The organism is Vibrio harveyi NBRC 15634 = ATCC 14126 = KCTC 12724, assembly GCF_001591145.1.
Lineage (GTDB): Bacteria > Pseudomonadota > Gammaproteobacteria > Enterobacterales > Vibrionaceae > Vibrio > Vibrio harveyi.
On the sequence record NZ_BCUF01000008.1, the window covers coordinates 41,945 to 65,866 of the forward strand.

Below are 23,922 nucleotides of genomic sequence, written 5' to 3' on the forward strand. Positions count from 1 at the left end.
TTAGTCAGTAGGCAATCAAACTAATGGTCATCTCATCTTCATATAACCCTGCAGCAGCACCTGGCACTGCCTTATTTTCAAAAGCCATATTGAAGCGAGTTTGGTTCCCACGGTGAGTATTTAAAAGCACCGGACTATCCAACCCAAGAGTCTGACCTTGCAAAAATGTGGTGTACGGAACTTTATGACTCGGTTTCCTAGTATTGACAAGGTGCCCATGATTCAACGAGTCGAGCTCAAGTTTTACGGAAGCGTTGCTCACCACGACAATGTCCAAATCCCTTCGGTTTTGCTTGGTTAAATTCCCCATATCCACCGTCACTCTTGCCCCAGAAACAGACACATTGGAACTTGAATTTGCCTCTATGCGTGCTCGTACGAATGGCTTTATCGTGTAGTCGAGCCCTGCATTCCTCACACCAACTTCAACTTGCTTGCCAAGTAACGAAAATTCAAAATCTGCCCGATAATTGCCCGGTTGCATGGTTTTTCCTTCGGGCACTTGCACCCAAAAATCGACCTGCTTACTACCACGGCTTGGTAGTAAAAAGTCTCCTTGAGGGGTTCTATTTAGGCTTTTTCTTTGCGTGTTAAGGACGGTCGAATTGATCTTACCTTGAGGGCCAGAAACAACCTGCTGCCAACCATTTGAAGGCTTGATGACAATGCCGCTCATACAGTTAACTAGTTGGCTATCTAACTCTATTTTGCCTTGAAACCACAAGGTATCAGGTTGCGTCACATGAGGTTTATAAGGTGTATCATTGATGCTTACCCTAAATGTCCCCCCACACTGCGCTTCGCTGGCATCATTCGCCAACAACGGTGAAGCAAAAGCAGTAAGAAATAGCACGGTTGCGAATGTTAAGACATCACTGCGATTAACTGTTTTCATCCTATTCTCCTTTTCCTTTACCAGTACAATGCGCTAAATTATTTGTCATTGTTCGGCATTACTGTGATTTCACCTAAATCGATTAAGCTCGTATCAGACTCAGGAATCGAGATAACGACAGGGCTAATCTGTAGTCCATAAAGCTCAACTGTATATATGCCAGGACGTAGACCTTGAATGAAAAATCGTCCTTGCTTGTTGGTAAAAAACTCAATTTGTTCATCATCAACCAACACACGCCCTTGTCGGTACTCGATAGGTTCACCGCTAAGACGCTTCAAATAACCACTCGCCGTGTATGACGCATCGGAACCTATCGTCAACAAATATCCGGTTGCCGCCGCCGGCATTAGCTCAAGTTTGCCATCTCCCCAGTCATAACCAACAGGAGAATCCATCACGTTATAATCCATCGCATAGCGAGCATAAGGTTGGGAGATCGAAACAAGACCATTAAGATGCTTTGTCGCCATTGCGGTTGGTCTTCCTTGGGAGTCTACATCTAGGTTCGCAGTCGCTTCACCCAACGTCGGGTGCATTTCTGCCACAACAAAAGGACCACTGGTCGCACGTCCCCACCCCCAATCACCGTCAACCATACCAACTGCAGTCGCTAGGCGCAGTGAAGCTTGGTATTGCTCGGTATCTTCTTTTCTCACTACATCACGACTTACTTCAGACTCTGCTCTAAAACGATTTGCGGTGTAACTCAATTGAGCTCGTTGGGTATCACGAAATTCGTCCTGCTCTGCTTCGATTCTTACACCATAGTCACCAACGTAGTTCAAACCTTCATTACTAAAATACGCTCGGCTCCGTTCATTCTCACTGTTGTAAGAGAGGCCTATACGATTTCCATGCTCATCCGAATACCAATTGTATTCAAAGGTAAACAAGAAACGCGTATCCGGTTCGTTATAACGCTCGGATTCTTCGTATTCGCTGCCAACCCCTACCGTAAAACCACCATGTCGCCAATTTAGCAAGACCGAACCACGTAACTCATCGTCATCAGGAGGGAGCTGAGTCAGGCGTCCTGTTAATGTCAGATCAAATTTACTGTTTATCTGCCAAAAGTAATTTGCGAGATATTGTGTATATGAGTTGCCTTCTTGGGATTCTTTCCAAGGTTTGTTTTGAAAATCATCCGATTTTTCAATCGCAAAACGTAGGTTGGGAGATTGGCTTTCCCCACTTCCAAAAATGCTGTTTTCATAATCAAGGGAAGCTATCCAACCGTCTTCTCCCGAACTTGCAGAGCTTAGCGAATAACGGGCAGTCACATTCCCTACACCGCTTTTGAAAGTAGTCAGAGCCCCAAATATCGAACCATCTTGAGCATATAAGCCGTTTGCACCTGCGGTTAACCAGTCAGTGACACCATATTCTAAGTAACCTGTCGCTACCCATTCCTCTTCGTATTCTACTTGACGGTTGTCATAGATGATTGGCTGCCCAACGGAAAACGAGTAATCAATCAGACCTTTTTTCAACAGCTTAGCGTTGTAAAATTGAGTAAAGCGCAATACGTCTTGCTTACCAGAAACATAGTTGACGACAACCGTAATATCGTTAGCACCGTTATCTAAGATCAGATTCTTGAGGTTGTAACGTCCCGGCTCCAATCGCCCACCAGAAATTCGTTCACCGTTGACATAAACTTCCACTTCAGCGGATTCGAGCAGAACAAGTTGTTGGCTACTCTCAGGGCTTGTCTCACGATCCGGTTGTAAGTCAGCGTATCGACTCTCAATAGAAAAACCACCCAAGGACATGCCATAAATATGTCCGGATTCACCGCTGATAACATCCCCTGTGGAAGCACGCATCGGTAAGTTTGGATCATCATAGAAAGCAATCCACTCACCTCGAGAAAACTTTGTGGTTTCGTTATCCGCTTCAAGATAATTGGCTAAAAGAAAATTCACACCACTGGCACCACCGATATTGCCTTGTGACAACCAATCCAGCGACGTGTCCCAAGTCTCAACATCCTCTTGCCAATAATTGTTATAGGCGAAGCTAAAACTGTTTAACCAGTTTATCGAGCCACTTTCAGAGGGAATAAAATCGGGATAGCCAGACGACAAAGTAATGTCTTGTTCGCTAAGAATTTGTGCCGAGAGCCGAACGTCAATAAACAAGGATTCAGTATTAAGTGTCACCTCGATACCTCGCTCAGCGAGTGTTTCGATATCAACGAATGTTGACGGCTCTGAACCAAAAAACTGCGACCACCATTCCGGACTCACGCGCGTTCCGAGCAAATCTTGGAGGGCATCGACAGACACTCGCTCAAGAGCCATGCCGTTTATTTCAACAGGGAGTTCGCCAAGCTGATTTTGTTCATACACAAGGGGTAAGGAGAGGCTGTAAGAGCTTCCCCATACAGCCCCAGAAATAAGGACAGCGATCGATACGACGAATGCGCGCCACATTGTAACCTTCCGTGTATGTCAGCGACGTTATAGAAACTGGGTGTCGTTAGTTCACAAGAAGTGACTCGACGTTCACCTGAACTTTCTGGTTTGGTACGAGATATTGCATCGGCAGAAGCGGCTCTAGTTGCTCCCAATCCCAACGCTTCGTTTGACCTTGCCAATCAACCGAGTAAGTGTGTTTGTTTAACTCAATAACACTTGAACCTGTATTGCTAATTTTCAGATTTGGCTTGTTGTCATTGGATACAGTGATTTCGCTGGAATATTGGTCTTGCGCATCTTGTGGAGAGACAAACACAAGCGCTCCGATTCGGAACAACATTTGTATGGCATCTTTCTCAACTTCATCCGCTTTGAGTGGCAATTGGCTCACGATCAAACGATAGGATTCTGCTACACCCTTGGGTGCGCCAATGTATTGCACCTTAATGGTCTGAGATTTCCCCGGCTGAATAAGTACTTGCGGTGGAAAGATCATCAAGTCATCGGTTTCAAGAAGCGACTCTTCGTTGTTGAATTCAACTAATCGCTTAACGCCAGTCACCTCAATAGGCAAAGGTGCAAGAGAAGTATTGGTTACCTTGAAAAATACCGTTGTCTCTTTCCCTGAATCGGAAAGAAATTGCACCATTGGGAAAAGCTCAAAAGCCAACACTTGTGCTGGCATATAAATCAAGATGAGAAATAATATTCGAAGTGTTTTCATACAACATAATGGCTGAGGGATGGACGGGACCTCCCTCAGCGAATTCCTTCCTACATGTGGAATAGAGTCACATACATCGCGCCGCTGTATTCACCCCAACGCGCACCAGCTTGAGGTTTAGAGGTAATTGAAAGTTTGTGCTCATCAGTCATCGTTTTATCTAGGTTGTTACTAATTTCAACCACTTGATGGATACGAGCAACGGTAGTGTCAATCCCTTTGTCTTTTAGCTTAGTTTCACCATTGAAGCTGTACTCCATTGGAATTTCATCTTCATTGCTGTTGGTAAAACCAAATGGGTCAACTTGGACGATACCTTTCGTGCCGTATGAGTTGCACCACGTTTTAAAGCCAAATTCTTTTGTATCAGATGACTTAGTTAAGTCGAAATTGATGACATCCAAGTTGCCGTAAGTCATCATTTCACAACGCTTAGGCACTTCACCTTTGAATTTAACGTAAAAGTCTGCGCGACCTTCGTCAGACCCAACGACCCATGGATTCGCAACTGCACCAGCCGATACAAGCAACGCCATTGCTGCAAAACCTGCTAAACGTTTCATGATTGTTCTCCTTTACATTTTTTCCTGCGGTATAGACCAAAAGTTGAATTAAGTAGACGAGTTAAATGTACGCCTTATTAACTTTTTTCCTATCGGTCATCTGACCAAAAGAACCACATAAAAGGATGAGTAAAGGACAACCAAATAATTAATTTGAACTAGATCAAAAATCACTCAACCATTAAAGATCCTAACTGAGAACGGCTTTGCTTTCCTGTTTTAGATAATATATGGGAGACATGTGTTTTTACCGTGCTTAAACTTACACTCAGTTGACCTGCTATTTCTTTATTTGAATAACCTTGAACTAAATACATAAATACTTTCTGTTCTTTAGTAGAAAGTTCGTATTTAGCACCTAGAACTTCCGCAGATGAAGAACTATGAACTTGTCCCCTCACAATATTCTTCAATGAAGAAGACATGGCTTCTCGACTAAACCATAACTGACCAGAAGCCACCATTCGGACGGATTTGTGAAGCAGTTCTAAGGTAAAGTCATTCTCTAGTAACCCACCCCAACCCAGAGATATAAGCCCTTGAACTCCCTCTAAGTCTTGCTTACTCGCATTGGCAAGCAACCAAGCACCGCCACGCGAAAGTGGTGAGATTAAGTGCAATGATGGATTACCTAAAGTAAGGCGATCATAAATAACAATATCAGTACTTTTTAAATTCCATATATTATTGACAGTTTTCTCAGTGTAAAAAGTGTAGTTTTTAAAAGAATGAGATAAACCAGCAATAACTAACCCTGACCAATCTGAGTCAGAAGAAATTACATAAACATTTTGAGAGCGTGTCATGATCCTTTCCTGTAAAAATAATTTAGTAAAAGGAATAAATAACTATAGCGAGTGTAGATTATTAATACTTTATAATTAGATTGATAATTTGATTAATTTCACAATAAACATTCACATTCTCATTATGAGAATTATATAAATTCACTGAGGTTATACAAAAAGACCACGATAATATCGTGGTCTTTTAAATGACAATTAACTTATTAAGTTAAGATTTTGGATAAAATACTAGCTCATTACCCTCGACCATCACACAATCCATTCCTGCGGCATGAGCGGCTTTTTTTCCTAACTCGGTATCTTCAAACACCACACACTCTTGTGCAGACAAACCAAGCTGTTCGGCTGCCATAAGAAACGTATCTGGGAAAGGTTTGTGATTTTCTACATCCGTTGCCGTAACGACAGCATTTAACTTCTTCAGAATGCCCGCTTTTGCTAACAGACGCAGTGCGCTATCACGTTGACTGCCTGTTCCAACAGCAATCTTCTTATTACCAAGATGTTGGTCCAAAACCGTATTCGTGCATGAAATAATTTCACCGTGTTGTTCCATTTCTGCAAACGTGTCCATTTTGAAACGAGAAACAACTTTTGGGTCGAGAGATAAACCGTGTTGACGATTCACTTCGCCAACAATTTTGAAGCTTGGCATGCCCCCTAAACTATGCAACCACTCTTGGTTAAAAGGGAACTCGAAACGGTCTGCTGTCGCTTGCCATGCAGCTAAGTGCGCTGGCATCGTATCAATCAAGGTGCCGTCCATATCGAAAATTAACCCTTTATAGGGGCTTAAATCTATTGTGTTCATGTCAATTCTTCTATTTGTACATCTCTGATGGTAATTTATCAGCCATCGTCACATTCCTTATTGGCATTTAGTAATCATGCTCAAAATTTCGAACTCCGTCACAATTCAAGATTGGGAAGTCCAATTATTGCCTATCCGGGCTCAAGGAAATGGTGGGCAGAACGTTAATAAGGTATCGTCCGCAATACATCTGCGCTTTGATGTACGTCATTCCACACTGCCGGAATTCTATAAAGAGCGACTCCTCGCCCTTTCGGATAGTAGGATTTCAAAAGAGGGGGTGATCATCATTAAAGCTCAGCAGTTTCGGACGCAAGAGCAGAACAAAGAAGACGCACTAAATCGATTACAAGCGTTGATACAATCTGCCAGCCGACAGGAAAAGAAGCGTATTAAAACGAAACCAACTCGCGCTTCACAACGTCGCAGACTTGATAGCAAAACCAAGCAAGCGACAAAAAAACAGCAACGCCAGAAAGTGCTGTACTAACAAACGTCAGAGCTAGCCATTGGAAGCCTCTTTGGGTTTCTTAACTTAGTCAATTCTTCAGGACAAACTATATGACTATTAGGCACAAGCTCTACTCCCTAGGAGTAATTGCCATTCTTGGCATTGTGACCCTATTGGGTACCTCGTCACACTTCGCTAACCAAAGCCAAGAGCTCAACCATGCAATCAAATTGGTTGGCGATCTCGAAATTCGTCTCCTTAACCTGCGCCGTAATGAAAAAGACTTCTTGTTACGCAGCAACATCAAATACCTCGATAAATTCAATGCTAACGTCGACAAATTTTTGGGTATCGAACAAGAATTGGCTGGCATTCTCAACCTTTATGAACTTCCTTCTAGTCATCAATTCAAGCAAGATTTACTGGCTTACCAAAAAGGATTTCAAAAATTAGTTGCTGCTTACGAACGCTATGGTCTCGATGCAAATAGTGGTCTATTAGCGAGCTTTGAACAGGCTTTATCTGAAGCCGAGCAAAATGCAAACCACCAACAAGTAATGGCACTGACTAAGTTCGCGCAACGAGTTAAAGCCGGACAAATGGACGAAGGTCTGTTGCAAGGTTTGTATGTTCCTTCATTAATCGAAAATGCGCGCCAACTTGCGACGCAGAGACAGACGATTGGAGTCGCGTACAACAAAGGTCTACTGGGTGACACTCGTGCCCTATCACACACAGTTGAAGAACAATTTAAGACCTTCTCATCTGCGTTGAGTAATGCAGCGACCGAACGTGATAGTCAAAACACCATGGTGAAACAAGTTATCACTGCGGTAGTATTTATTATTATCTTAGCTCTGATTTCGCAAATCTCACGCTCAATCAATGCACGCGTTAGTAGCCTGCTTGCGACCATAAAGAACATCAGTGAAAGTAATAACATGGGTTTACGTTCAGAGTTGGCAGGTAAAGATGAACTGGCGGACATCAGCCACCACTTAAACGATCTGTTGGATAAGCTTGAGCACCTGATTCATGGCACACAAGAGAAGTCAGCACAGCTATCAGCAAGTACTGACAACATGCATCGCGAACTAGAAGGTGTGATGGAACAGTTCCACACTCAGGCAGACCATACCTCATCAATGGCAACAGCAGTTCAGCAAATGGTCGCCACGATTGGTGAAATCTCTGAAAGTACTTCTGTGGCAGTAGAAGGCGTTCACCAAGCTGCAAACAATGCGGAGCAAGGTCGTACCGTTGTTGAAACCACAGTAACAAATGTCGGTCAATTAACTGGTATTCTCTCGAACAGCCAGCAATCAATTGGCTCTTTAAACGAACATGTAGCGAAAATTGGCGGTGCAGTAAACATCATCCAAGATATTGCAGAGCAAACTAACCTACTCGCGCTAAACGCAGCAATTGAAGCAGCACGTGCCGGCGAGCAAGGTCGTGGCTTTGCCGTCGTGGCGGATGAAGTACGCGCACTCGCAAGTCGTACTCATCAATCGACAGAAGAGATCACTCGCGTGGTATCAGACATTCAGTCACAAATGTCGATGGTCGTATCTGATATCGACCAATGTAACGATCAGGGTCAGCAAACCCTACAAGCATCGGAGAAGCTGGATTCAAGCCTTCAGCAAATCATTGCAGACATGCATGCAATTCAAGGCAACTCTGAACGCATCGCATCAGCAATTGAAGAGCAAGGCATCGTGATGAATCAGGTGAGCGACTCGATTACTGAATTGAACGTGATTTCAGAAAACAACATGCAATCCGCACAAGAGTGTCTGCATGAAGTCGACTCTGTCTCTGCTCAAGCCCATGACATGGACGAAGCGGTTGCGGAATTTAAAACTCGCAGCGCGTAGCCCAAGTTCACTTACTCGGTTTAAATGAGTACCAACAAAAAGCCCGAAGCACTCTCATGCTTCGGGCTTTTCTATTTAAAGTTACTTAGTGCTTATTCATCATCTAAAGGAACCAGTTTGGTATTACCACCGTGGATCTTCTCACGTTTTCTCTGTACCAGAGCGTAGAAGCCCGGAATCAGGAAAGTACCTGCTAGGAGCACACACAGCAGACCACCAATTAGGGAAATACCCAATGAGTTCTGACTCACATGACCCGCACCAGCGGCGAAGATCAATGGGAAAATACCCAAGATAAACGACCAAGACGTCATGTTAACAGCACGGAAACGAAGCTTACCCCCTTGTACTGCTGCACTGTCGATATCCACATCTTTTTCTTCACGCTCTTGCTTGGCGAATTCCACAATTAGGATTGCGTTCTTCGCCGCGAGCGCTATGAGCAGGACGAGACCTATCTGAGCGTACAAGTTGAGTGGCGTTCCGGTTAAGTTCAATGCGAGGAAGGAACCCAACGTTGCCACTGGCACCACTAGGATGATCGCTAAAGGAATACTCCAACTCTCGTACTGCGCCACCATGAACAAGTAGATAAAGATCAATGCCAATGCGAACGCGTAAATCGCTTGGTTACCTGCCAAGACTTCTTGATACGCCATACCCGTCCACTCGTAGGTGTAACCTTGTGGCAGAACTTCAGCCGCAACACGTTCCATTGCTGCAATCGCGTCACCACTTGAATAACCCGGAGCAGGTTGACCTTGGATGATGGCACTGCGGTACATGTTATAACGCCATGCAACATCCGGCTCAAACACCTGTTCGTAGCTCACTAATGTACTCAGTGGCACCATATCGCCGCTCGAAGAACGAACGTGGAAACGCTCAAGATCTTCCATACTGCTGCGGTGTTCACTGTCTGCTTGCATGGTCACACGGAAGTTCTTACCGAACATGGTGAAGTCGTTCACGTATAGCGAACCAAGGTTACCTTGCAATGTTTGGAAGATTGACGACAGTGGAATACCTAACTGTTGTGCTTTCTCACGGTCAATATCGACATAGTAATGCGGTACATTTGCACGGAAGGTACTGAAGGTATATGCGATTTCTGGAGCTTGGTTAGCCGCCTGAATCATTTCACCCATTACCATCGACAAATCAGTACGGCTACGACCTAACGTGTCCTCAAGTACAAATTCAAAGCCTGAGGCTGCGCCCATACCTGGAACGGCAGGAGGTCCCATCGCAAATACTATCGCTTGCGGCAGTTCCATCGCAGCACGACCGTTGATGCGGTTTGCAATTGCGTTAGCAGCATGTTCACCATCAAGTGAGTTACGCGTATCCCAATCATGCAGTTTGATAAACAGAGACGCACCATTTGATGCTGCGGCACCCGTCATGAATGAGTAACCATTCGCAACCGTCACGCCATCAACACCCGGTTCTTGCTCAACCATCTTCATCAGTTCATTGGTCACTTCTTCGGTACGAGAAAGTGACGCAGAGTCCGGAAGTTGCACGTTCACCAACAAAATGCCTTTATCTTCTTGAGGTACAAACGCCGTAGACGTTGTTTTCGCGAAGAAAGTTACTGCGGCAACCGCGACGAAGAAGAAAGCAATCAGCAACATAGACTTCTTGACCAAGAAGCCAGCGAGCTGACCGTAGCGCGCTGTTACACGCTCTAGACCACGGTTGAACGCTTGGAACCAGTTTGCCGTGTTACCACCACCCTGCTTCAATACCAGCGAACATAGTGCTGGAGACAGCGTTAATGCGTTAATAGACGAGATAACTACCGAGATACAGATCGTCAATGCGAACTGACGGTACATGATGCCGGTAATCCCCGGAAGCATGGCTACTGGTAGAAATACCGCCAATAGAACCAAGGTCGAGGTAATGATTGGCCCCGTTACTTCTTTCATCGCCAGCAAAGTGGCTTTGCGTGGTGAAATGGTTGGGTCTTTCGCCATAGTGGTATCGACGTTTTCGATAACTAGAATCGCGTCATCTACCACGATACCGATGGCGAGGATCAAACCGAACAGGGTTACCGTGTTGATGGTAAAACCCGTCGCCTGCATGATAGCGAATGTGCCGATAAGGGATACTGGAATCGCAACAACAGGAATTAAGGTTGCGCGCGCACTACCAAGGAACAGGTAAGTAACTGCAATTACCAACAAGATCGCTTCAATCAGCGTTTTCACTACACCCTTGATCGACTCTGCAACGAACACGGTTGTGTCATAACTGGTTTCGTAAGCCATGCCTTCAGGGAAGTTAGTGCTTAAGCGCTCAAGCAAGTCCATGACCGCTTGCCCACTTTCCAATGCGTTTGCGTCTGATTGCAGTGACAACGCGACGATAGAGGCATCTTGACCACGGAACTTACCGTTACCGTCATAGAACTTCTTACCAAGCTCAACGCGAGCAACGTCTTTTAGGTATACAGTAGAACCATCTGGGTTTGCACGAAGTACTACATCCTCAAACTCGCTCACGCTCTCAAGACGACCTTTGGTCACCAAGTTAAACTGAACTTCTTGAGGGTTGTTGTATGGCGCAGCACCAATACGACCGGCCGCTACCTGTACGTTCTGCTCTGCCAACGCCGAGTACACATCGGTTGTTGTGAGGTTCAGGTTAGCCATTTTTTCTGGATCTAACCAAACACGCATCGCGTATTCACCACCACCGATAACGTTAACTTCACTGATGCCCTTAACACGCGCCAGTTGGTCTTTTACGTTCAGGTTGATGTAGTTGATAAGGAACTTGTCATCGTACTTACCGTCAGGTGAGTAGAAGTTCAAAACCATCAACAAGTCAGGAGAGCGCTTTTTCACCGTTACACCTACCATGCGCACTTCTTGAGGCAGTTTTGACTCAATCTGCGATACACGGTTTTGCACGTTAACCTGCGCCATGTCTGGGTCAGTACCCACATCGAAGGTGACGTTTAGGCTGTAAGAACCATCGTTAGCACTCTTTGAAGACATGTAAATCATGTTTTCAACGCCGTTCACGGAGGTTTCTATTGGGTCGGCTATCGCCTGCTCCACAACCTCAGCACTTGCACCCGTATAAAATGCAGTCACGCTCACCGATGGTGGACTGATTTTAGGATATTCAGCAACAGGCAAGATCGCTAATGAGATGGCACCTGCCAACGTCAAGATGATCGAAATAACCAGTGCGAATTTCGGTCTTTGAATAAAGAAACGACTTAACATGACGCCTCCTACTGTTTCTGTTCAGCAGGTGATTGAATACGCACTTCTACACCGTTGCGTACACGTTGTAGACCTTGTGTAATCACAGTGTCGTCCTTGTTCAAACCTTCTTTGATGATGATACCCTGCTCTACTTGCGCACCAAGTTCAACGTTACGGCGCTCCGCAACATTGCCTTCTGCCATCACCATGGCAAAGTCACCTTCTAGGTCCGTTTGCACTGCACGACGAGGAATCACGATGACGTCTTTTGCATTCTTATCGCGAAGGTTTACTTTAATATGCTGGCCAGGAAGTAGCTTTTGCTCCGGGTTTGGTACCACTGCGCGCATCGCGATCGTACCGGTTTGCGTATTAATCCGATTACCTAAAAAGTCCAATTGACCTAGATGTTCGAAGTACTCTCCGTTTTCCAGTTCAAGCTGAACCTCAACGCCACTAGACTCTGCACTACCGTCGCCTTTAATACCGTCCATACCAAGGTTTAAACGTTCACGTTCACTCACGCTGAATGAGGTATGCACTGGGTCTAGGCTAACTAATGTCGTCAAAATGCCAGAAGATGGGGAAAGCAGATCACCAGTACTTACTTTACTGTCACTGATGCGACCGCTAAATGGAGCACGAATTTGAGTGTAAGAAAGGTTTACTTCCGCAAGCTTAAGTTGAGCGTTTGCTGCTTCAAGCTCTGCTCGCGCGCCAAGTAACGTCGCCGTCAACGCATCGAACTCTGATTGGGAAATACTGCCACGTGGCAACAAGTTTTTACCACGTTGGTGGTCGAGCTCTGCTTTCTTAAGCGCCGCTTTTGCCTGAGCTAGCGCTGCTTTTGCACTCGCCACTTGCGCTTCAAAAGAAGAAGGCTCGATGGAGTACAACAACTGCCCTTTCTCTACCATCTGACCTTCGTCAAAATGGCGAGCTTCAAGATAGCCGGAGACTTGTGCCGTAATATTCGTATCTTCTACTGCTTCAATGCGACCGATGTAAGACTTACTCGGTTGGTAGTCGATAATTGTGACATCTTGAGTCACAACAAGAGGAGCTTGCGCCCCCTTCTGGGCATTATTTGCTTCTCCGCATCCCGCGAGGATAGCTGTTGCCGCCATTAGTGCGACGAGTGGTTTCTTTTGCATGTATATACCGTCTTTATAGAACAGGATTCGTTTGACAATACCCTAACCTTACAGGGTGCTTTGTCCGAAAACTTCAAGAGAAACCGGGGAAAGTGTATCAAAGTGTAAGCCGATGAAACGACTCGCAAACATCGTAATCAACAGGCTAAATTTGTTGCGATCATGTACACGAATCACGCTGAAAATTGATGTGAAGTAAGCAATGAGAATATGGCGTCATCATCACTTGGAAATCAAAGTCTACATAGGAAAATAGAATCTTCATGATCGCTAGACATGTTTTGACTATTTTTTTAAACAGAATGCGTTATCATGCAGATAATTCAAAGCTTTCGACCGAGAGGATGAGTATGATTTCTAAATGGGAGAAACGTTTTTACCAAATGGCTGAGCTGGTGGCATCTTGGAGTAAAGATCCATCGACACAGGTAGGTGCGGTTATCACAAAACAAAACCGCATTGTTTCTGTTGGCTTCAACGGCTACCCACATGGTGTTTCTGACAGTGTGGATACGGATGAACGTGAACTGAAATACTTAAAAACACTGCACGCAGAAGAGAACGCGATTTTGTTTTCAAAGCGCGACTTAGATGGATGCGATATCTGGGTAACGCACTTCCCTTGCCCAAACTGTGCGGCAAAGATCATTCAGACAGGTATCGCTCGCGTGAGTTGCCCGGAACAGTCTGAAGATTTCTTGTCTCGTTGGGGTGATAAGATTCAAGTAAGCCAAGATATGTTCGACCAAGCCGGAGTCGAAGTGAACTGGCTACCAATTAGTGAAATCGAAGAAAAAAGCGTTCGTTAAACCACCTCTTGGATGGCTAATAAACGTACAGAATTCATTTCACTCGAGCAAAATTAAAAAGCCCAGACACGTGTCTGGGCTTTTGTTTACTTGAAGGATGAGATTACTCAGCAAATGATATTAACCGTGCTTCTTCGCCGTTAGCTCAGCAATCTTAACGATCACTTGAACCGATTTCTCCATCATCTCAACTGAAATAAACTCGTGGATACCGTGGAAGTTATAACCGCCAGTGAAGATGTTTGGACACGGTAAACCCATAAATGACAAACGAGCGCCATCTGTTCCGCCACGAATTGGTTTGATCAGAGGTTCCACATCACAATCTTCCATCGCTTGTTTCGCCAAGTCGATAATGTGCGGGTATGGTTCAACCATTTCACGCATGTTGTAGTAGCTGTCAGTGAGCTTCAACTCAACAGAGCCATGCTTCAACCCAGCGTTCATATCATCGACAAGTTTCTGCATGAAGGCTTTACGGCTTTCCAGACCTTCACGATCGAAGTCACGGATGATGTAACCTAGCTCACTGCGAGCCACACCAAGTTCACCTGATTTAAGATGGAAGAAGCCTTCGTAGCCTTCTGTGGTTTCTGGCGTCTGATCTTCTGGCATTTGCACTTGGAATTTTGCCGCCAAGTTCATCGCATTAACCAATTTGCCTTTTGCTGTACCAGGGTGAACACTCACGCCATGGAAAATGACATCCGCACTGGTTGCATTAAAGTTTTCGTATTCTAACTCGCCTTGAGGACCACCATCGATAGTGTACGCCCATTTCGCACCAAACTTCTCAACATCAAATAAGTCCGCACCGCGACCAATTTCTTCATCTGGTGTAAAACCAATGCAAATATCACCGTGTGGGATTTGAGGGTTTTCAATCAGCATCGCAACCGCGGAAAGAATTTCTGCAATACCAGCTTTGTTGTCAGCACCAAGTAGTGTCGTACCATCTGTCGTGATCAGGTTGTGACCATGAAGATCGTGCAAATCTGGGTATTGGACTGGTGATAACACTTCATCGCCCAAACCAAGTGCAATATCGCCACCCTGATAGTCCTCAATAAACTGAGGATTTACATTTTTACCAGAGGCATCTGGTGCAGTGTCCATATGCGCGATAAAGCCAATAGCAGGTACATCGTAATCAACGTTAGATGGCAGTTTTGCCATCAAGTAGCCGTTGTCACTTAACGTCACATTACTTAAGCCAAGCTCAATCATCTCTTTTTTGAGTTGCTGAGCAAACACCAGTTGCCCGCTGCTGCTTGGGCAAGCTGATTCGTGGGGATTAGATTGAGTATCGAACGTGACGTAGCGAAGAAATCTTTCAACTAAATGTTTCATAATTATTCTCATTGTTTTGGGCGAAGGATGCCACGCACAGGGATGCTTGGTATGCGAGGATCCTATCCAACATGGTTCGACAAACCATGTTACGCTCATGAGGCGATAAGAATTTGCTTTGAATCAGTTTTTCATTAAAAAGTGCTGGCGCACTCCTACAGCACTCACATTAAGAATTTGATTTATCGAGTTTTAATTCAATAGGTCTTCGGCAAGTTCTCGCCACTCTCGGATTTTGCCATGGAAGTGTTTCCATTGTTTATCACTCATGGATTGAGCTATATCTAGAGTGAATTGATCCGTTAGTGCGATATTTTGATCAATATTCTTAGTCAATTGATCACTATAATAACTTTCTGGTTCAAATAAGAGCTGCATGAATACCTGCTGGTAAACCACGCTGTTGGTTTTATTTTCGAAAAGATATTCTAATTCTTGAATAATGGAAGATCGATAATCACGCCATAAGAGACTATTTATAATCACTTGTTGAGAAAGCTGTTTGGCTCGCGCTTTTTGTTGGCTAGATAATTTCCCCAACCATTCTTCCATCCAATCCTCTGTATTCTCTAAGACAACTTCTCTCAGTTCTTGTTCCGTTTTTCCTACATATTTTTCATCCCTCTCCTTATAACGTTCTCTTACACTATCAATAAATTCTGCTTCTTGTTGATTATCGAGCTGCATACTTAACGAGAAGAGATCTGGAGCGGCTTTCGAAACAAGACGTTGATAATGTTCACGCATTTGGTCTCGATTCGCTTGCAATGCTTCCAACGTAATGCTGTCTTTATTCAGTGCCTCCAATTGTTTTAAGTGATCGATATATAAAGGTAATTCTTCTTTCTTGTGCCAATCGGCTAATAATAAGATTCGCTCCTCTACCAGAGCTTCTTGTTCACCATCTAAAGACACATAGTCATCTAAATATTCGATCACTACCCAATCAATATTGCTGTATAAAAACTTCTTTGCACAACCAGCAAGCGCCAAAATAGATAACAAGATACATCCATATCGAACCGCTTTATTAGATAAACTTTTTAATTTCATCACCGATCCATATTCCCTTTTCCATTGATTAAGTTCTATACTCAATCTAAATCACTTATTATTGCGGCAAACTTACGTCAGTCTGGCAAAGTGACATTGCCACCCTAGTAGTATATAGAGTTTGAAATTAACTTTTTTATCACAACTATCCGCAAAAAAGTGAGTTAGTGCGCAATTATTAGCCAAAACTCGAACGATATAGCGTTCCTTAAAGTGGCATATAAATTGCTTCAATAACATCAGGATAGTTTATGGAGGCGTAGCATGGCTGCTGCTGAGCAACTTGATACGAGTGTAGAATACGAAATTCGCTACTTTGAACAGGGGAAAATGCACAGTATGAGAGTCGTCGCGGAAGATAAGAAAGCGGCGCATCGTTACTATTTGGAGTGTGGCAAACACAATAGTGATTTGTACTCCATTCGCCCAGACCAATAAAAAACCGCCCTTGTTTGGGCGGTTTTTTCTATTTGGCGTTTCTAGAATGGGCGTCTAAAGTGTTACTTAATTTCGCCGAATCGCTCTAGATAAAGCACTGTTGCTGCAGTACGTGAAGGTACTTTCAACTTTTTCAGCAAACTCTTCATGTGCACTTTAACGGTCGATTCAGAGATAAACAGGCGATCGGCAATCTGCTTGTTGCGAAAACCGCGCGCCACCTCTTGGAGGATTTGCGTTTCACGGTCAGTCAATGAGTCAAATACGTCTTCTTGACCTTCACGCTCATTTAGGTATTTCGCTACCGCTTGGCTGTAGGCTTTGTCCCCTTCGTGTGCTTGTTTTAGCAGTTCAACCAATTCATCTGGCTCTGTGTCTTTTAACAAGTAACCATCTGCGCCGCTACGCACGATAGCTTCGATGTCTGCCGGACTGTCCGATACGGTGAGAATAACAATGCGAGCTTCACAACCGTCAGCACGCAAAGCTTTTAGCGTATCTAGACCAGACATGCCTTTCATATTCAGATCAAGAAGTACCAAATCCAGCTCAAGTTCATGAGCTTTCGCAACCGCATCCGCACCGCTACTTGCCTCTGCGACGACTTCAAATTCTGGCTCAAAACTGAGTAACTGATGAATACCACGTCTCATGAGTGGGTGATCATCCACCAGCATTACTTTACACACTGTCAATGTTTACTTCCTTACTATGTTGGAATTCTAGTCTTACGATACAGCCGCTATTAGCTGCGGCTTCAATTTGCAACTCAGCGTGCAATCTGGCTGCTCGCTCTTGCATGATACTCATACCGTAATGATTTAATTTTTCGTCTTGCTGCTCAAAGCCTATACCATCATCGGTAACAGTCACTGTGACTTTCCCATCAGAATCAAGACATTGAATCTTAATATTGTTCGCTTGAGCATGTTTGATCGCATTTATTGTCGCTTCTCTGATCAACTGTAGTAGATGGACCTGCTGGTGTGCATCTAATTCAGTTGAAGAAAGCTCATTATCAAGCGAGATTTTCGCCGCAGTTTGATCATCAAGCGTCGAAACCATTTCTTGAAGCGCTTGACCAAAGCTACCCTCTTTTATTGTTAGGCGGAATGTAGTCAAAAGCTCACGAAGTTGGGTATATGCTGCTGACAGCCCAGTATCGAGTTCAGCAATGACTTGATTTGTCTGCTCTATCGCTTTGTCATCAGGAATATTCTTCACACTTCGTTTGAGTAGCGATACTTGGATCTTCAAATAAGACAATGCTTGGGCTAGTGAATCGTGTAACTCACGAGCGATAGTGGCACGTTCTTCCATCAAAAGCAGCTGCTCAGCTTGTCTCTGCGCTCGGTTGTAATATACCGCACGAGATAAAATTTGAACAAAGTTATCAATAAGAGACTCATTAGGACACGGCAAACCCGCTTTCCAATGCAAATACCCAAGGTGAACACCGTCCAGCGTTAATATCTTCGTGTGACATTCGCTATCACATTCGTGACGGCACTCTTCCCCCTCTGAGAGTATCCAATTTGGTTCCCCAATTTGATCAATTTCGAGCTTAACTGCACGAATTCCTTCCAAACTTGCAATATGTTGTAAAATCGCTTGGAAATTCTCCTGATGGATACGTGAAGCCGTCAGCTCTTTCGACGAATCATACAACACTCTCAGCGATTGGGTAGCATGTTGTAGCTTACGTGTTTTCTCGTCGACAGCTTGCTCCAACCCTCGATATAGCTTACCAAGATCGTTCGCCATCCTATTGAAAGTTCGGGTCAAAATACCCATTTCGTTGTCACTCGATACATTGAGTGACACATTAAACGAACGATTCTGAATTTGTTCACTTGCAAACACAAGAGCGCGTAAAGGTCTGACAACTTCTAGTCTCACAAAGTGCACGACAAACATGCTGACACACAGTATGCCGCCAAGCCCTAAGCCACCAATCCACGCTAAGTTGATCAGTTTTTGTTCTGAGTAGTTCTGCAGTTTAAATACAAAAGCATCAATTTGTTGAACAAAACCAGCCACTAAGATCAGATATTTGTCTCTATCTTGGCTCTTTAGTACCGATTTCAGCTCGTGCCAGCGCAGAATCAACCGATAGTAGTCTTTTGTAATATCTTCTGGTACTGACCAATGCTGTAGTGCCAGCATTGAATGGGAGTAAATTGACTGCTCAAATAAGTCAATATGTGAAGAATAGTCAACAGATTCACTTTGAATATCATGGGCTAAACGATAACTTTGCATTCGCATCGAACCCGCTACGTTGACCGCCTCCGCATCATTAAGGCTTGATGCAAGAGTGAATATAGCAAAGCCAGTCGTCGCCACCGATAGGAGTAAAATCAACATCATGGCAGACGCAATAGTGCGTGTTACTGACTTTTTCACATTTTTAAACAACTCTGAACTCCGCTCGTTTGATAACCACGTTTGTCTTTATACAACGCGCATTATCTTTCAACTTTATCAATATGTGATCACCTGCGCCGGAATTTATTGATCCAAAACAATATTGCATCCTAATTACCTCCTAAGAGGTATTTATACATATATGTCAAAAACTACAATTTCGTGTACTTAAATGACAGTTTATTAATGAAATTGTGGACTATGCTTAGTTTGGGTTTCAATTTTTGAGGTGACTAAGTGGTAGACCTTTCTAGACGAAGACTTTTTGCACGCAAAGCGCAACCGGATAATTCGGTACGTCTTCCTTGGTTAGCAAAGCCAACTCAATTCACAGATGACTGCACTCGCTGTGGCAAATGCATCGAGGCATGTGAAACCAAGATTATAACCAAAAGCGACGGCGGTTTTCCTGCAGTCGATTTTTCTATTGATGAATGCACATTTTGTTACCAATGCGCCGAGGCTTGCCCAGAGCCACTATTTTTAGCAGAAGCGGAGCAACCTTGGCAGGCAAAAGCGAGCATCACCGATAGCTGTTTAGCAAAACAAAATGTCGAATGCCGAAGCTGTGGGGACATGTGCGACCCGATGGCGATTAAGTTCAAGTTAGAACTTGGCAAAGTAGCACAACCAAATTTAGACCTTGATGAGTGTAACGGCTGCGGCGCCTGTGTTTCAGTGTGCCCTACTTCATCCATCAATGTGAGCAATATAACAGCCTAGCCGTTAGTGGTCGGCGCGATAGGCGATAAAACGAGAGAGATGTATGTCACTAAACGAAGTGCACATTTCGAGTCTGGTAGTCCATGTTCTGCCTGAACATTTGGCTGAAGTTAAAACCCAGATTGAAGCGTACGAAAACGCAGAAATCTACGGTGACAGCCCAGAAGGCAAAATCGTGGTGGTGCTAGAAACTGAGAATCAAGGTTTCATCACCGACACTATCGATGCGATTAATAATTTACCGAATGTCTTGAGCACAGTATTGGTTTATCACCAAATCGAAACTGGGCTTGAAGAAACGGAAGAAAAAGACACTGGAACACAACATTCCCAAATCGAGGGTGAAGTATGAAAATGACAAGACGTGCGTTTGTGAAAGCAAACGCGGCTGCATCAGCTGCTGCTGTCGCAGGTATCACACTACCAGCTTCTGCAACCAATCTGATTGCAAGCTCTGACCAAACTAAGATCACATGGGACAAAGCACCTTGTCGTTTCTGTGGTACAGGCTGTTCTGTTCTTGTTGGTACTCAAAACGGCAAAGTCGTGGCGACTCAAGGTGACCCTGAAGCGCCGGTAAACAAAGGTCTGAACTGTATCAAAGGCTACTTCCTTTCCAAGATCATGTACGGTCAAGACCGTCTGACTCAGCCTCTTCTACGTATGAAAGATGGCAAATACAGCAAAGACGGTGACTTCGCTCCTGTATCTTGGGACACCGCTTTCGATATCATGGCTGAGAAATGGAAAGCTTCTCTAGAGAAGAAAGGTCCAACAAGCATCGGTATGTTCGGTTCTGGTCAATGGACAGTAATGGAAGGTTATGCCGCAGCCAAAATGATGAAAGCAGGCTTCCGTTCAAACAATATCGATCCGAACGCGCGTCACTGTATGGCATCTGCAGTAGTAGGCTTCATGCGTGCATTTGGTATCGATGAACCAATGGGTTGTTACGACGACTTCGAGAACGCTGACTCATTCGTTCTTTGGGGTTCAAACATGGCAGAAATGCACCCAGTTCTGTGGACACGTATTACTGACCGCCGCCTAAGCCACCCTCATGTAAAAGTGAACGTGCTTTCTACTTACTACCACCGTTCATTTGAGTTGGCAGACCACGGCTACATTTTTAATCCTCAGTCTGACCTTGCAATTGCTAACTTTATCGCAAACTACATCATTCAAAACGATGCAGTGAACTGGGACTTCGTGAACAAGCACACGAACTTTACCAAAACAGACACTGACATCGGTTACGGCCTCCGTGACGATGACCCGCTACAAAAAGCCGCTAAGAACCCGAACTCTGGCAAGCTGACGTCTATCTCTTTCGAAGAGTACAAGAAGACTGTTGCGCCTTACACCGTAGAGAAAGCATCTGAAATCTCAGGCGTAGAAAAAGAGAAACTAATCGAGCTTGCTAAGCAGTACGCGGATCCAAACACGAAAGTGATGTCGCTATGGACAATGGGTATGAACCAACATACTCGTGGCGTATGGATGAACAACTTGGTTTACAACATCCACCTACTAACCGGTAAGATTGCTACTCCGGGCAACAGTCCATTCTCACTAACGGGTCAACCATCAGCATGTGGTACCGCTCGTGAAGTTGGTACGTTTGCTCACCGTCTACCTGCAGACATGGTGGTTGCTAACCCTAAACACCGTAAAATCGCTGAAGAGATCTGGAAACTGCCAGAAGGCACCATCCCACCGAAACCAGGTTTCCACGCGGTACTGCAAGACCGCATGTTGCATGATGGCGTTCTGAACTGTTATTGGGTTCAATGTAACAACAACATGCAAGCTGGTCCAAACATCAACACAGAGCGTCTTCCAGGTTACCGTAATCCAGAAAACTTCATTGTTGTGTCTGACCCATACCCAACAGCAACAGCGCAAGCCGCTGACCTTATCCTTCCTACTGCAATGTGGATCGAGAAAGAAGGCGCTTACGGTAACGCAGAGCGTCGTACACAGGCTTGGTACCAACAAGTAGAGACCATCGGTGATGCAAAATCTGACCTTTGGCAGGTAATGGAATTCTCTAAACGCTTTAAGATGGAAGAAGTGTGGCCAGAAGAGCTTCTTGCAAAAGCACCAGAGTACCGTGGTAAAACCATGTACGACATGCTGTTCAAGAACGGTCAAGTTGACCAGTTCCCTATCGAAGAAGCTCGTGAACTAAACGATGATTCGCACCACTTCGGCTACTACGTTCAGAAAGGTCTGTTCGAAGAGTACGCAACATTTGGTCGCGGTCACGGTCACGACTTAGCACCTTACGATGTCTACCACACTGTACGTGGTCTACGTTGGCCGGTTGTTGATGGCAAAGAAACACAATGGCGCTTTAAAGAAGGTTCTGACCCATACGCTAAAGCAGGTTCAGGTTGGGACTTCTACGGTAATGCTGATGGTAAAGCGAAGATCATTTCCGCGCCTTACGAAGCGCCACCAGAAGTACCAAATGAAGAGTTCGACCTATGGCTATGTACAGGTCGTGTTCTTGAGCACTGGCACACAGGTACTATGACTCGTCGTGTACCAGAGCTTTACAAAGCTGTACCAGACGCTGTGGTTTACATGCACCCTGCGGATGCGAAAAAACGTAATGTACGTCGCGGTGAAGAAGTTCTAATTGCAAACAAACGTGGCGAAGTACGCGTTCGTGTTGAAACCCGTGGTCGTAACCGTCCACCTGAAGGCTTGGTATTCGTACCGTTCTTTGATGCCCGTATTTTGATTAACAAGCTGATTCTTGATGCGACTGACCCTCTGTCAAAACAGACAGACTTTAAGAAGTGTCCAGTCAAAATCACGAAAATTGCTTAACCGTCAAATAACGAATGCAAAGGCCGTCGACTCGGCGGCCTAAAAAGAATTTAAGCCATAAGGCGGAGATGAAATGATGAAAAAATACCTTATCGCACTTTTATCTGTAGGTGCTTTATTGACAGGCGTTGCACAAGCGGAACTGGACAATCCAGGTGGCACAGGCGGTCTAGACTCGCTACGCGGTACTGCGCAACTTGAAGACACTCGCCCTGCAGATGATTTTAAAGACTTTCCCAAAGACCAGATCGTTGCAGACAGCTTTGTATATCAGCCGCCACTGATCCCTCATAGCATCCGTAACTACGAAGTGTCTTTGAACGCAAACAAATGTCTAGCATGTCACAGCTGGAAAAATGCTAAAGACGCAGGCGCTACCAAGATCAGTGTAACGCACTACGTTAACCGTGAAGACGCGGTACTAGCAGACATGTCACCACGTCGTTACTTCTGTTTGCAATGTCACGTTCCACAAACGGATGCTAAACCATTAGTGGAAAACGAGTTTAAGGCAGTCGATTCGCTTCAGTAATTGAAACGCGAGTACTAAGAGGTTACTTATGAAAATACTTAAAGCGTTTTGGAAGAGACTGTCGAGCCCGAGTAAAGCTGCCGCTGGTGTGGTTTTATTCCTTGGCTTCGCTGGTGGTCTTCTGTTTTGGGGCGCATTCAACACAGGTATGGAAGCGACCAACACAGAAGAATTCTGTTCTGGCTGTCACGCTCCTATCGTCGCTGAAATTCAAGAAACGATTCACTACTCGAACCGTTCTGGTGTTCGTGCAATCTGTTCTGATTGTCACGTACCACACGAATGGACCGATAAGATCGTTCGTAAAGTTCAAGCGTCTAAAGAGTTGTTTGCTCACTTCGTAACGAAGACGATCGATACGCCGGAGAAATTCCAAGCTCGTCGTGAACACTTAGCAGAACGTGAGTGGGCGCGTATGAAGAAGAATGATTCTCTTGAATGTCGTAACTGTCACCAGTTTGATTACATGGACTACTCGCAGCAGGGTAAACGAGCGGCAGCTCAACACTCTACCGCTCTGGCTTCAGGCGATAAAACTTGTGTAGACTGTCATAAAGGTATCGCACACAAACTGCCTGACATGCACGGTGTTGAAGGCTGGCAATAAGGAGAAACATAGACAATGAGTAATCTTGAATCCTTTATCTGGCACTTCCTTGGATACAGCGCAATGCCAGTCATTATTCTTTCCGGCTTTGTCGGAGTAGCAGCAATCTCTCTATGGCTACTCTCACTAGGTAAGGATAAAGAGGTGTAATTCACCTCGAACCAGTCAACTTTTTTGCCTATTTTGTTGACGGAAAACGCCGAGCATTTGC

Annotated in this window: 22 protein-coding genes; 10 read left to right on the forward strand and 12 right to left on the reverse strand. The window is 44.7% G+C overall.

All coding sequences use genetic code 11. The annotated features are described in order from the left end of the window. Window positions 1-4: 4 nt before the first annotated feature. From VHA02S_RS06205 to VHA02S_RS06230, 6 genes are all read right to left on the reverse strand, one after another. Window positions 5-895, reverse strand: a complete 891-nt coding sequence (locus tag VHA02S_RS06205) for a hypothetical protein (RefSeq protein ID WP_009696211.1) — start codon at window positions 893-895, stop codon at window positions 5-7. A gap of 38 nt (window positions 896-933) precedes the next feature. Continuing rightward, window positions 934-3,333 (reverse strand): fimbria/pilus outer membrane usher protein, encoded by a 2,400-nt coding sequence (locus VHA02S_RS06210; protein ID WP_038898993.1) that lies wholly within the window; start codon window positions 3,331-3,333, stop codon window positions 934-936. A gap of 46 nt (window positions 3,334-3,379) precedes the next feature. Further along, window positions 3,380-4,042, reverse strand: a complete 663-nt coding sequence (locus tag VHA02S_RS06215) for a fimbrial biogenesis chaperone (RefSeq protein ID WP_038898992.1) — start codon at window positions 4,040-4,042, stop codon at window positions 3,380-3,382. Between the two features lie 50 nt (window positions 4,043-4,092). Further along, the gene (locus VHA02S_RS06220) at window positions 4,093-4,605 is read right to left on the reverse strand and encodes a hypothetical protein (protein WP_005453662.1); all 513 of its coding nucleotides are present in this window, start codon (window positions 4,603-4,605) and stop codon (window positions 4,093-4,095) included. A 170-nt stretch (window positions 4,606-4,775) separates the two neighbouring features. Next, window positions 4,776-5,411, reverse strand: coding sequence for a helix-turn-helix transcriptional regulator (locus VHA02S_RS06225; RefSeq protein WP_038898991.1), 636 nt, complete (start codon window positions 5,409-5,411; stop codon window positions 4,776-4,778). Window positions 5,412-5,619: 208 nt separating this feature from the next. After that, window positions 5,620-6,222 (reverse strand): beta-phosphoglucomutase family hydrolase, encoded by a 603-nt coding sequence (locus tag VHA02S_RS06230; RefSeq protein ID WP_005453655.1) that lies wholly within the window; start codon window positions 6,220-6,222, stop codon window positions 5,620-5,622. Window positions 6,223-6,298: 76 nt separating this feature from the next. Here VHA02S_RS06230 and arfB point away from each other — a divergent pair, with 76 nt between their 5' ends. Beyond that, entirely contained in the window at window positions 6,299-6,712 is a 414-nt protein-coding gene (gene arfB, locus VHA02S_RS06235; RefSeq protein ID WP_005453654.1) for an alternative ribosome rescue aminoacyl-tRNA hydrolase ArfB, read from the forward strand. A 71-nt stretch (window positions 6,713-6,783) separates the two neighbouring features. Further along, window positions 6,784-8,553, forward strand: a complete 1,770-nt coding sequence (locus VHA02S_RS06240; protein ID WP_017819301.1) for a methyl-accepting chemotaxis protein — start codon at window positions 6,784-6,786, stop codon at window positions 8,551-8,553. Window positions 8,554-8,645: 92 nt separating this feature from the next. On the opposite strand, the gene vmeZ is transcribed toward VHA02S_RS06240, so the two are convergent. Continuing rightward, window positions 8,646-11,798, reverse strand: coding sequence for a multidrug efflux RND transporter permease subunit VmeZ (gene vmeZ / locus VHA02S_RS06245; protein ID WP_038898990.1), 3,153 nt, complete (start codon window positions 11,796-11,798; stop codon window positions 8,646-8,648). A gap of 8 nt (window positions 11,799-11,806) precedes the next feature. Then, a complete protein-coding gene (vmeY, locus tag VHA02S_RS06250) occupies window positions 11,807-12,934 on the reverse strand; it encodes a multidrug efflux RND transporter periplasmic adaptor subunit VmeY (protein ID WP_005453651.1) in 1,128 nt (375 codons plus the stop codon). A 350-nt stretch (window positions 12,935-13,284) separates the two neighbouring features. Between vmeY and VHA02S_RS06255 the strand changes: the two genes are divergently transcribed. Next, window positions 13,285-13,743 (forward strand): dCMP deaminase family protein, encoded by a 459-nt coding sequence (locus VHA02S_RS06255; RefSeq protein ID WP_005453645.1) that lies wholly within the window; start codon window positions 13,285-13,287, stop codon window positions 13,741-13,743. Between the two features lie 120 nt (window positions 13,744-13,863). Here VHA02S_RS06255 and pepT read toward each other — a convergent pair whose 3' ends face one another. Then, window positions 13,864-15,093, reverse strand: a complete 1,230-nt coding sequence (gene pepT / locus VHA02S_RS06260) for a peptidase T (RefSeq protein ID WP_005453643.1) — start codon at window positions 15,091-15,093, stop codon at window positions 13,864-13,866. Window positions 15,094-15,285: 192 nt separating this feature from the next. After that, window positions 15,286-16,146 carry a DUF6279 family lipoprotein gene (locus VHA02S_RS06265; protein ID WP_017188740.1) on the reverse strand — a complete coding sequence of 287 codons (861 nt, stop codon included), beginning with the start codon at window positions 16,144-16,146 and terminating at the stop codon, window positions 15,286-15,288. A 264-nt stretch (window positions 16,147-16,410) separates the two neighbouring features. Here VHA02S_RS06265 and VHA02S_RS06270 point away from each other — a divergent pair, with 264 nt between their 5' ends. Next, window positions 16,411-16,584 carry a hypothetical protein gene (locus tag VHA02S_RS06270; RefSeq protein WP_005453640.1) on the forward strand — a complete coding sequence of 58 codons (174 nt, stop codon included), beginning with the start codon at window positions 16,411-16,413 and terminating at the stop codon, window positions 16,582-16,584. 62 nt (window positions 16,585-16,646) lie between these two features. On the opposite strand, the gene VHA02S_RS06275 is transcribed toward VHA02S_RS06270, so the two are convergent. Next, entirely contained in the window at window positions 16,647-17,279 is a 633-nt protein-coding gene (locus tag VHA02S_RS06275) for a response regulator (RefSeq protein ID WP_005453637.1), read from the reverse strand. Then, on the reverse strand, window positions 17,266-19,002 hold the full coding sequence (gene narQ, locus VHA02S_RS06280; RefSeq protein ID WP_038898989.1) for a nitrate/nitrite two-component system sensor histidine kinase NarQ: 1,737 nt from the start codon (window positions 19,000-19,002) through the stop codon (window positions 17,266-17,268). The genes VHA02S_RS06275 and narQ overlap by 14 nt, the downstream gene beginning before the upstream one ends. Window positions 19,003-19,248: 246 nt before the next feature. Between narQ and napF the strand changes: the two genes are divergently transcribed. The 6 genes from napF (at window position 19,249) to VHA02S_RS06310 (ending at window position 23,861) form a co-directional block, all read left to right on the forward strand. After that, window positions 19,249-19,734: a ferredoxin-type protein NapF gene (gene napF, locus VHA02S_RS06285; RefSeq protein WP_009701993.1), complete on the forward strand. Its 486-nt coding sequence runs from the start codon at window positions 19,249-19,251 to the stop codon at window positions 19,732-19,734. 43 nt (window positions 19,735-19,777) lie between these two features. Next, a complete protein-coding gene (locus VHA02S_RS06290; RefSeq protein ID WP_005433349.1) occupies window positions 19,778-20,086 on the forward strand; it encodes a chaperone NapD in 309 nt (102 codons plus the stop codon). After that, window positions 20,083-22,572, forward strand: coding sequence for a periplasmic nitrate reductase subunit alpha (napA, locus tag VHA02S_RS06295; protein ID WP_005453626.1), 2,490 nt, complete (start codon window positions 20,083-20,085; stop codon window positions 22,570-22,572). Before VHA02S_RS06290 ends, napA begins: the two co-directional genes overlap by 4 nt. A gap of 76 nt (window positions 22,573-22,648) precedes the next feature. Beyond that, window positions 22,649-23,104 carry a nitrate reductase cytochrome c-type subunit gene (locus tag VHA02S_RS06300; protein ID WP_005453623.1) on the forward strand — a complete coding sequence of 152 codons (456 nt, stop codon included), beginning with the start codon at window positions 22,649-22,651 and terminating at the stop codon, window positions 23,102-23,104. A gap of 28 nt (window positions 23,105-23,132) precedes the next feature. Next, entirely contained in the window at window positions 23,133-23,711 is a 579-nt protein-coding gene (locus VHA02S_RS06305) for a NapC/NirT family cytochrome c (RefSeq protein WP_005453621.1), read from the forward strand. Between the two features lie 15 nt (window positions 23,712-23,726). Next, complete coding sequence (locus tag VHA02S_RS06310; RefSeq protein ID WP_005433365.1) at window positions 23,727-23,861, forward strand: TIGR02808 family protein; 135 nt, start codon at window positions 23,727-23,729, stop codon at window positions 23,859-23,861. Window positions 23,862-23,922: the final 61 nt, after the last annotated feature.

Coding starts and splice junctions, on each gene's coding strand:
- VHA02S_RS06205 (WP_009696211.1), bottom strand. CDS start 895: ATGAAAACAGTTAATCGCAGTGATGTCTTAACATTCGCAACCGTGCTA.
- VHA02S_RS06210 (WP_038898993.1), bottom strand. CDS start 3,333: ATGTGGCGCGCATTCGTCGTATCGATCGCTGTCCTTATTTCTGGGGCT.
- VHA02S_RS06215 (WP_038898992.1), bottom strand. CDS start 4,042: ATGAAAACACTTCGAATATTATTTCTCATCTTGATTTATATGCCAGCA.
- VHA02S_RS06220 (WP_005453662.1), bottom strand. CDS start 4,605: ATGAAACGTTTAGCAGGTTTTGCAGCAATGGCGTTGCTTGTATCGGCT.
- VHA02S_RS06225 (WP_038898991.1), bottom strand. CDS start 5,411: ATGACACGCTCTCAAAATGTTTATGTAATTTCTTCTGACTCAGATTGG.
- VHA02S_RS06230 (WP_005453655.1), bottom strand. CDS start 6,222: ATGAACACAATAGATTTAAGCCCCTATAAAGGGTTAATTTTCGATATG.
- arfB (WP_005453654.1), top strand. CDS start 6,299: ATGCTCAAAATTTCGAACTCCGTCACAATTCAAGATTGGGAAGTCCAA.
- VHA02S_RS06240 (WP_017819301.1), top strand. CDS start 6,784: ATGACTATTAGGCACAAGCTCTACTCCCTAGGAGTAATTGCCATTCTT.
- vmeZ (WP_038898990.1), bottom strand. CDS start 11,798: ATGTTAAGTCGTTTCTTTATTCAAAGACCGAAATTCGCACTGGTTATT.
- vmeY (WP_005453651.1), bottom strand. CDS start 12,934: ATGCAAAAGAAACCACTCGTCGCACTAATGGCGGCAACAGCTATCCTC.
- VHA02S_RS06255 (WP_005453645.1), top strand. CDS start 13,285: ATGATTTCTAAATGGGAGAAACGTTTTTACCAAATGGCTGAGCTGGTG.
- pepT (WP_005453643.1), bottom strand. CDS start 15,093: ATGAAACATTTAGTTGAAAGATTTCTTCGCTACGTCACGTTCGATACT.
- VHA02S_RS06265 (WP_017188740.1), bottom strand. CDS start 16,146: ATGAAATTAAAAAGTTTATCTAATAAAGCGGTTCGATATGGATGTATC.
- VHA02S_RS06270 (WP_005453640.1), top strand. CDS start 16,411: ATGGCTGCTGCTGAGCAACTTGATACGAGTGTAGAATACGAAATTCGC.
- VHA02S_RS06290 (WP_005433349.1), top strand. CDS start 19,778: ATGTCACTAAACGAAGTGCACATTTCGAGTCTGGTAGTCCATGTTCTG.
- napA (WP_005453626.1), top strand. CDS start 20,083: ATGAAAATGACAAGACGTGCGTTTGTGAAAGCAAACGCGGCTGCATCA.
- VHA02S_RS06300 (WP_005453623.1), top strand. CDS start 22,649: ATGAAAAAATACCTTATCGCACTTTTATCTGTAGGTGCTTTATTGACA.
- VHA02S_RS06305 (WP_005453621.1), top strand. CDS start 23,133: ATGAAAATACTTAAAGCGTTTTGGAAGAGACTGTCGAGCCCGAGTAAA.
- VHA02S_RS06310 (WP_005433365.1), top strand. CDS start 23,727: ATGAGTAATCTTGAATCCTTTATCTGGCACTTCCTTGGATACAGCGCA.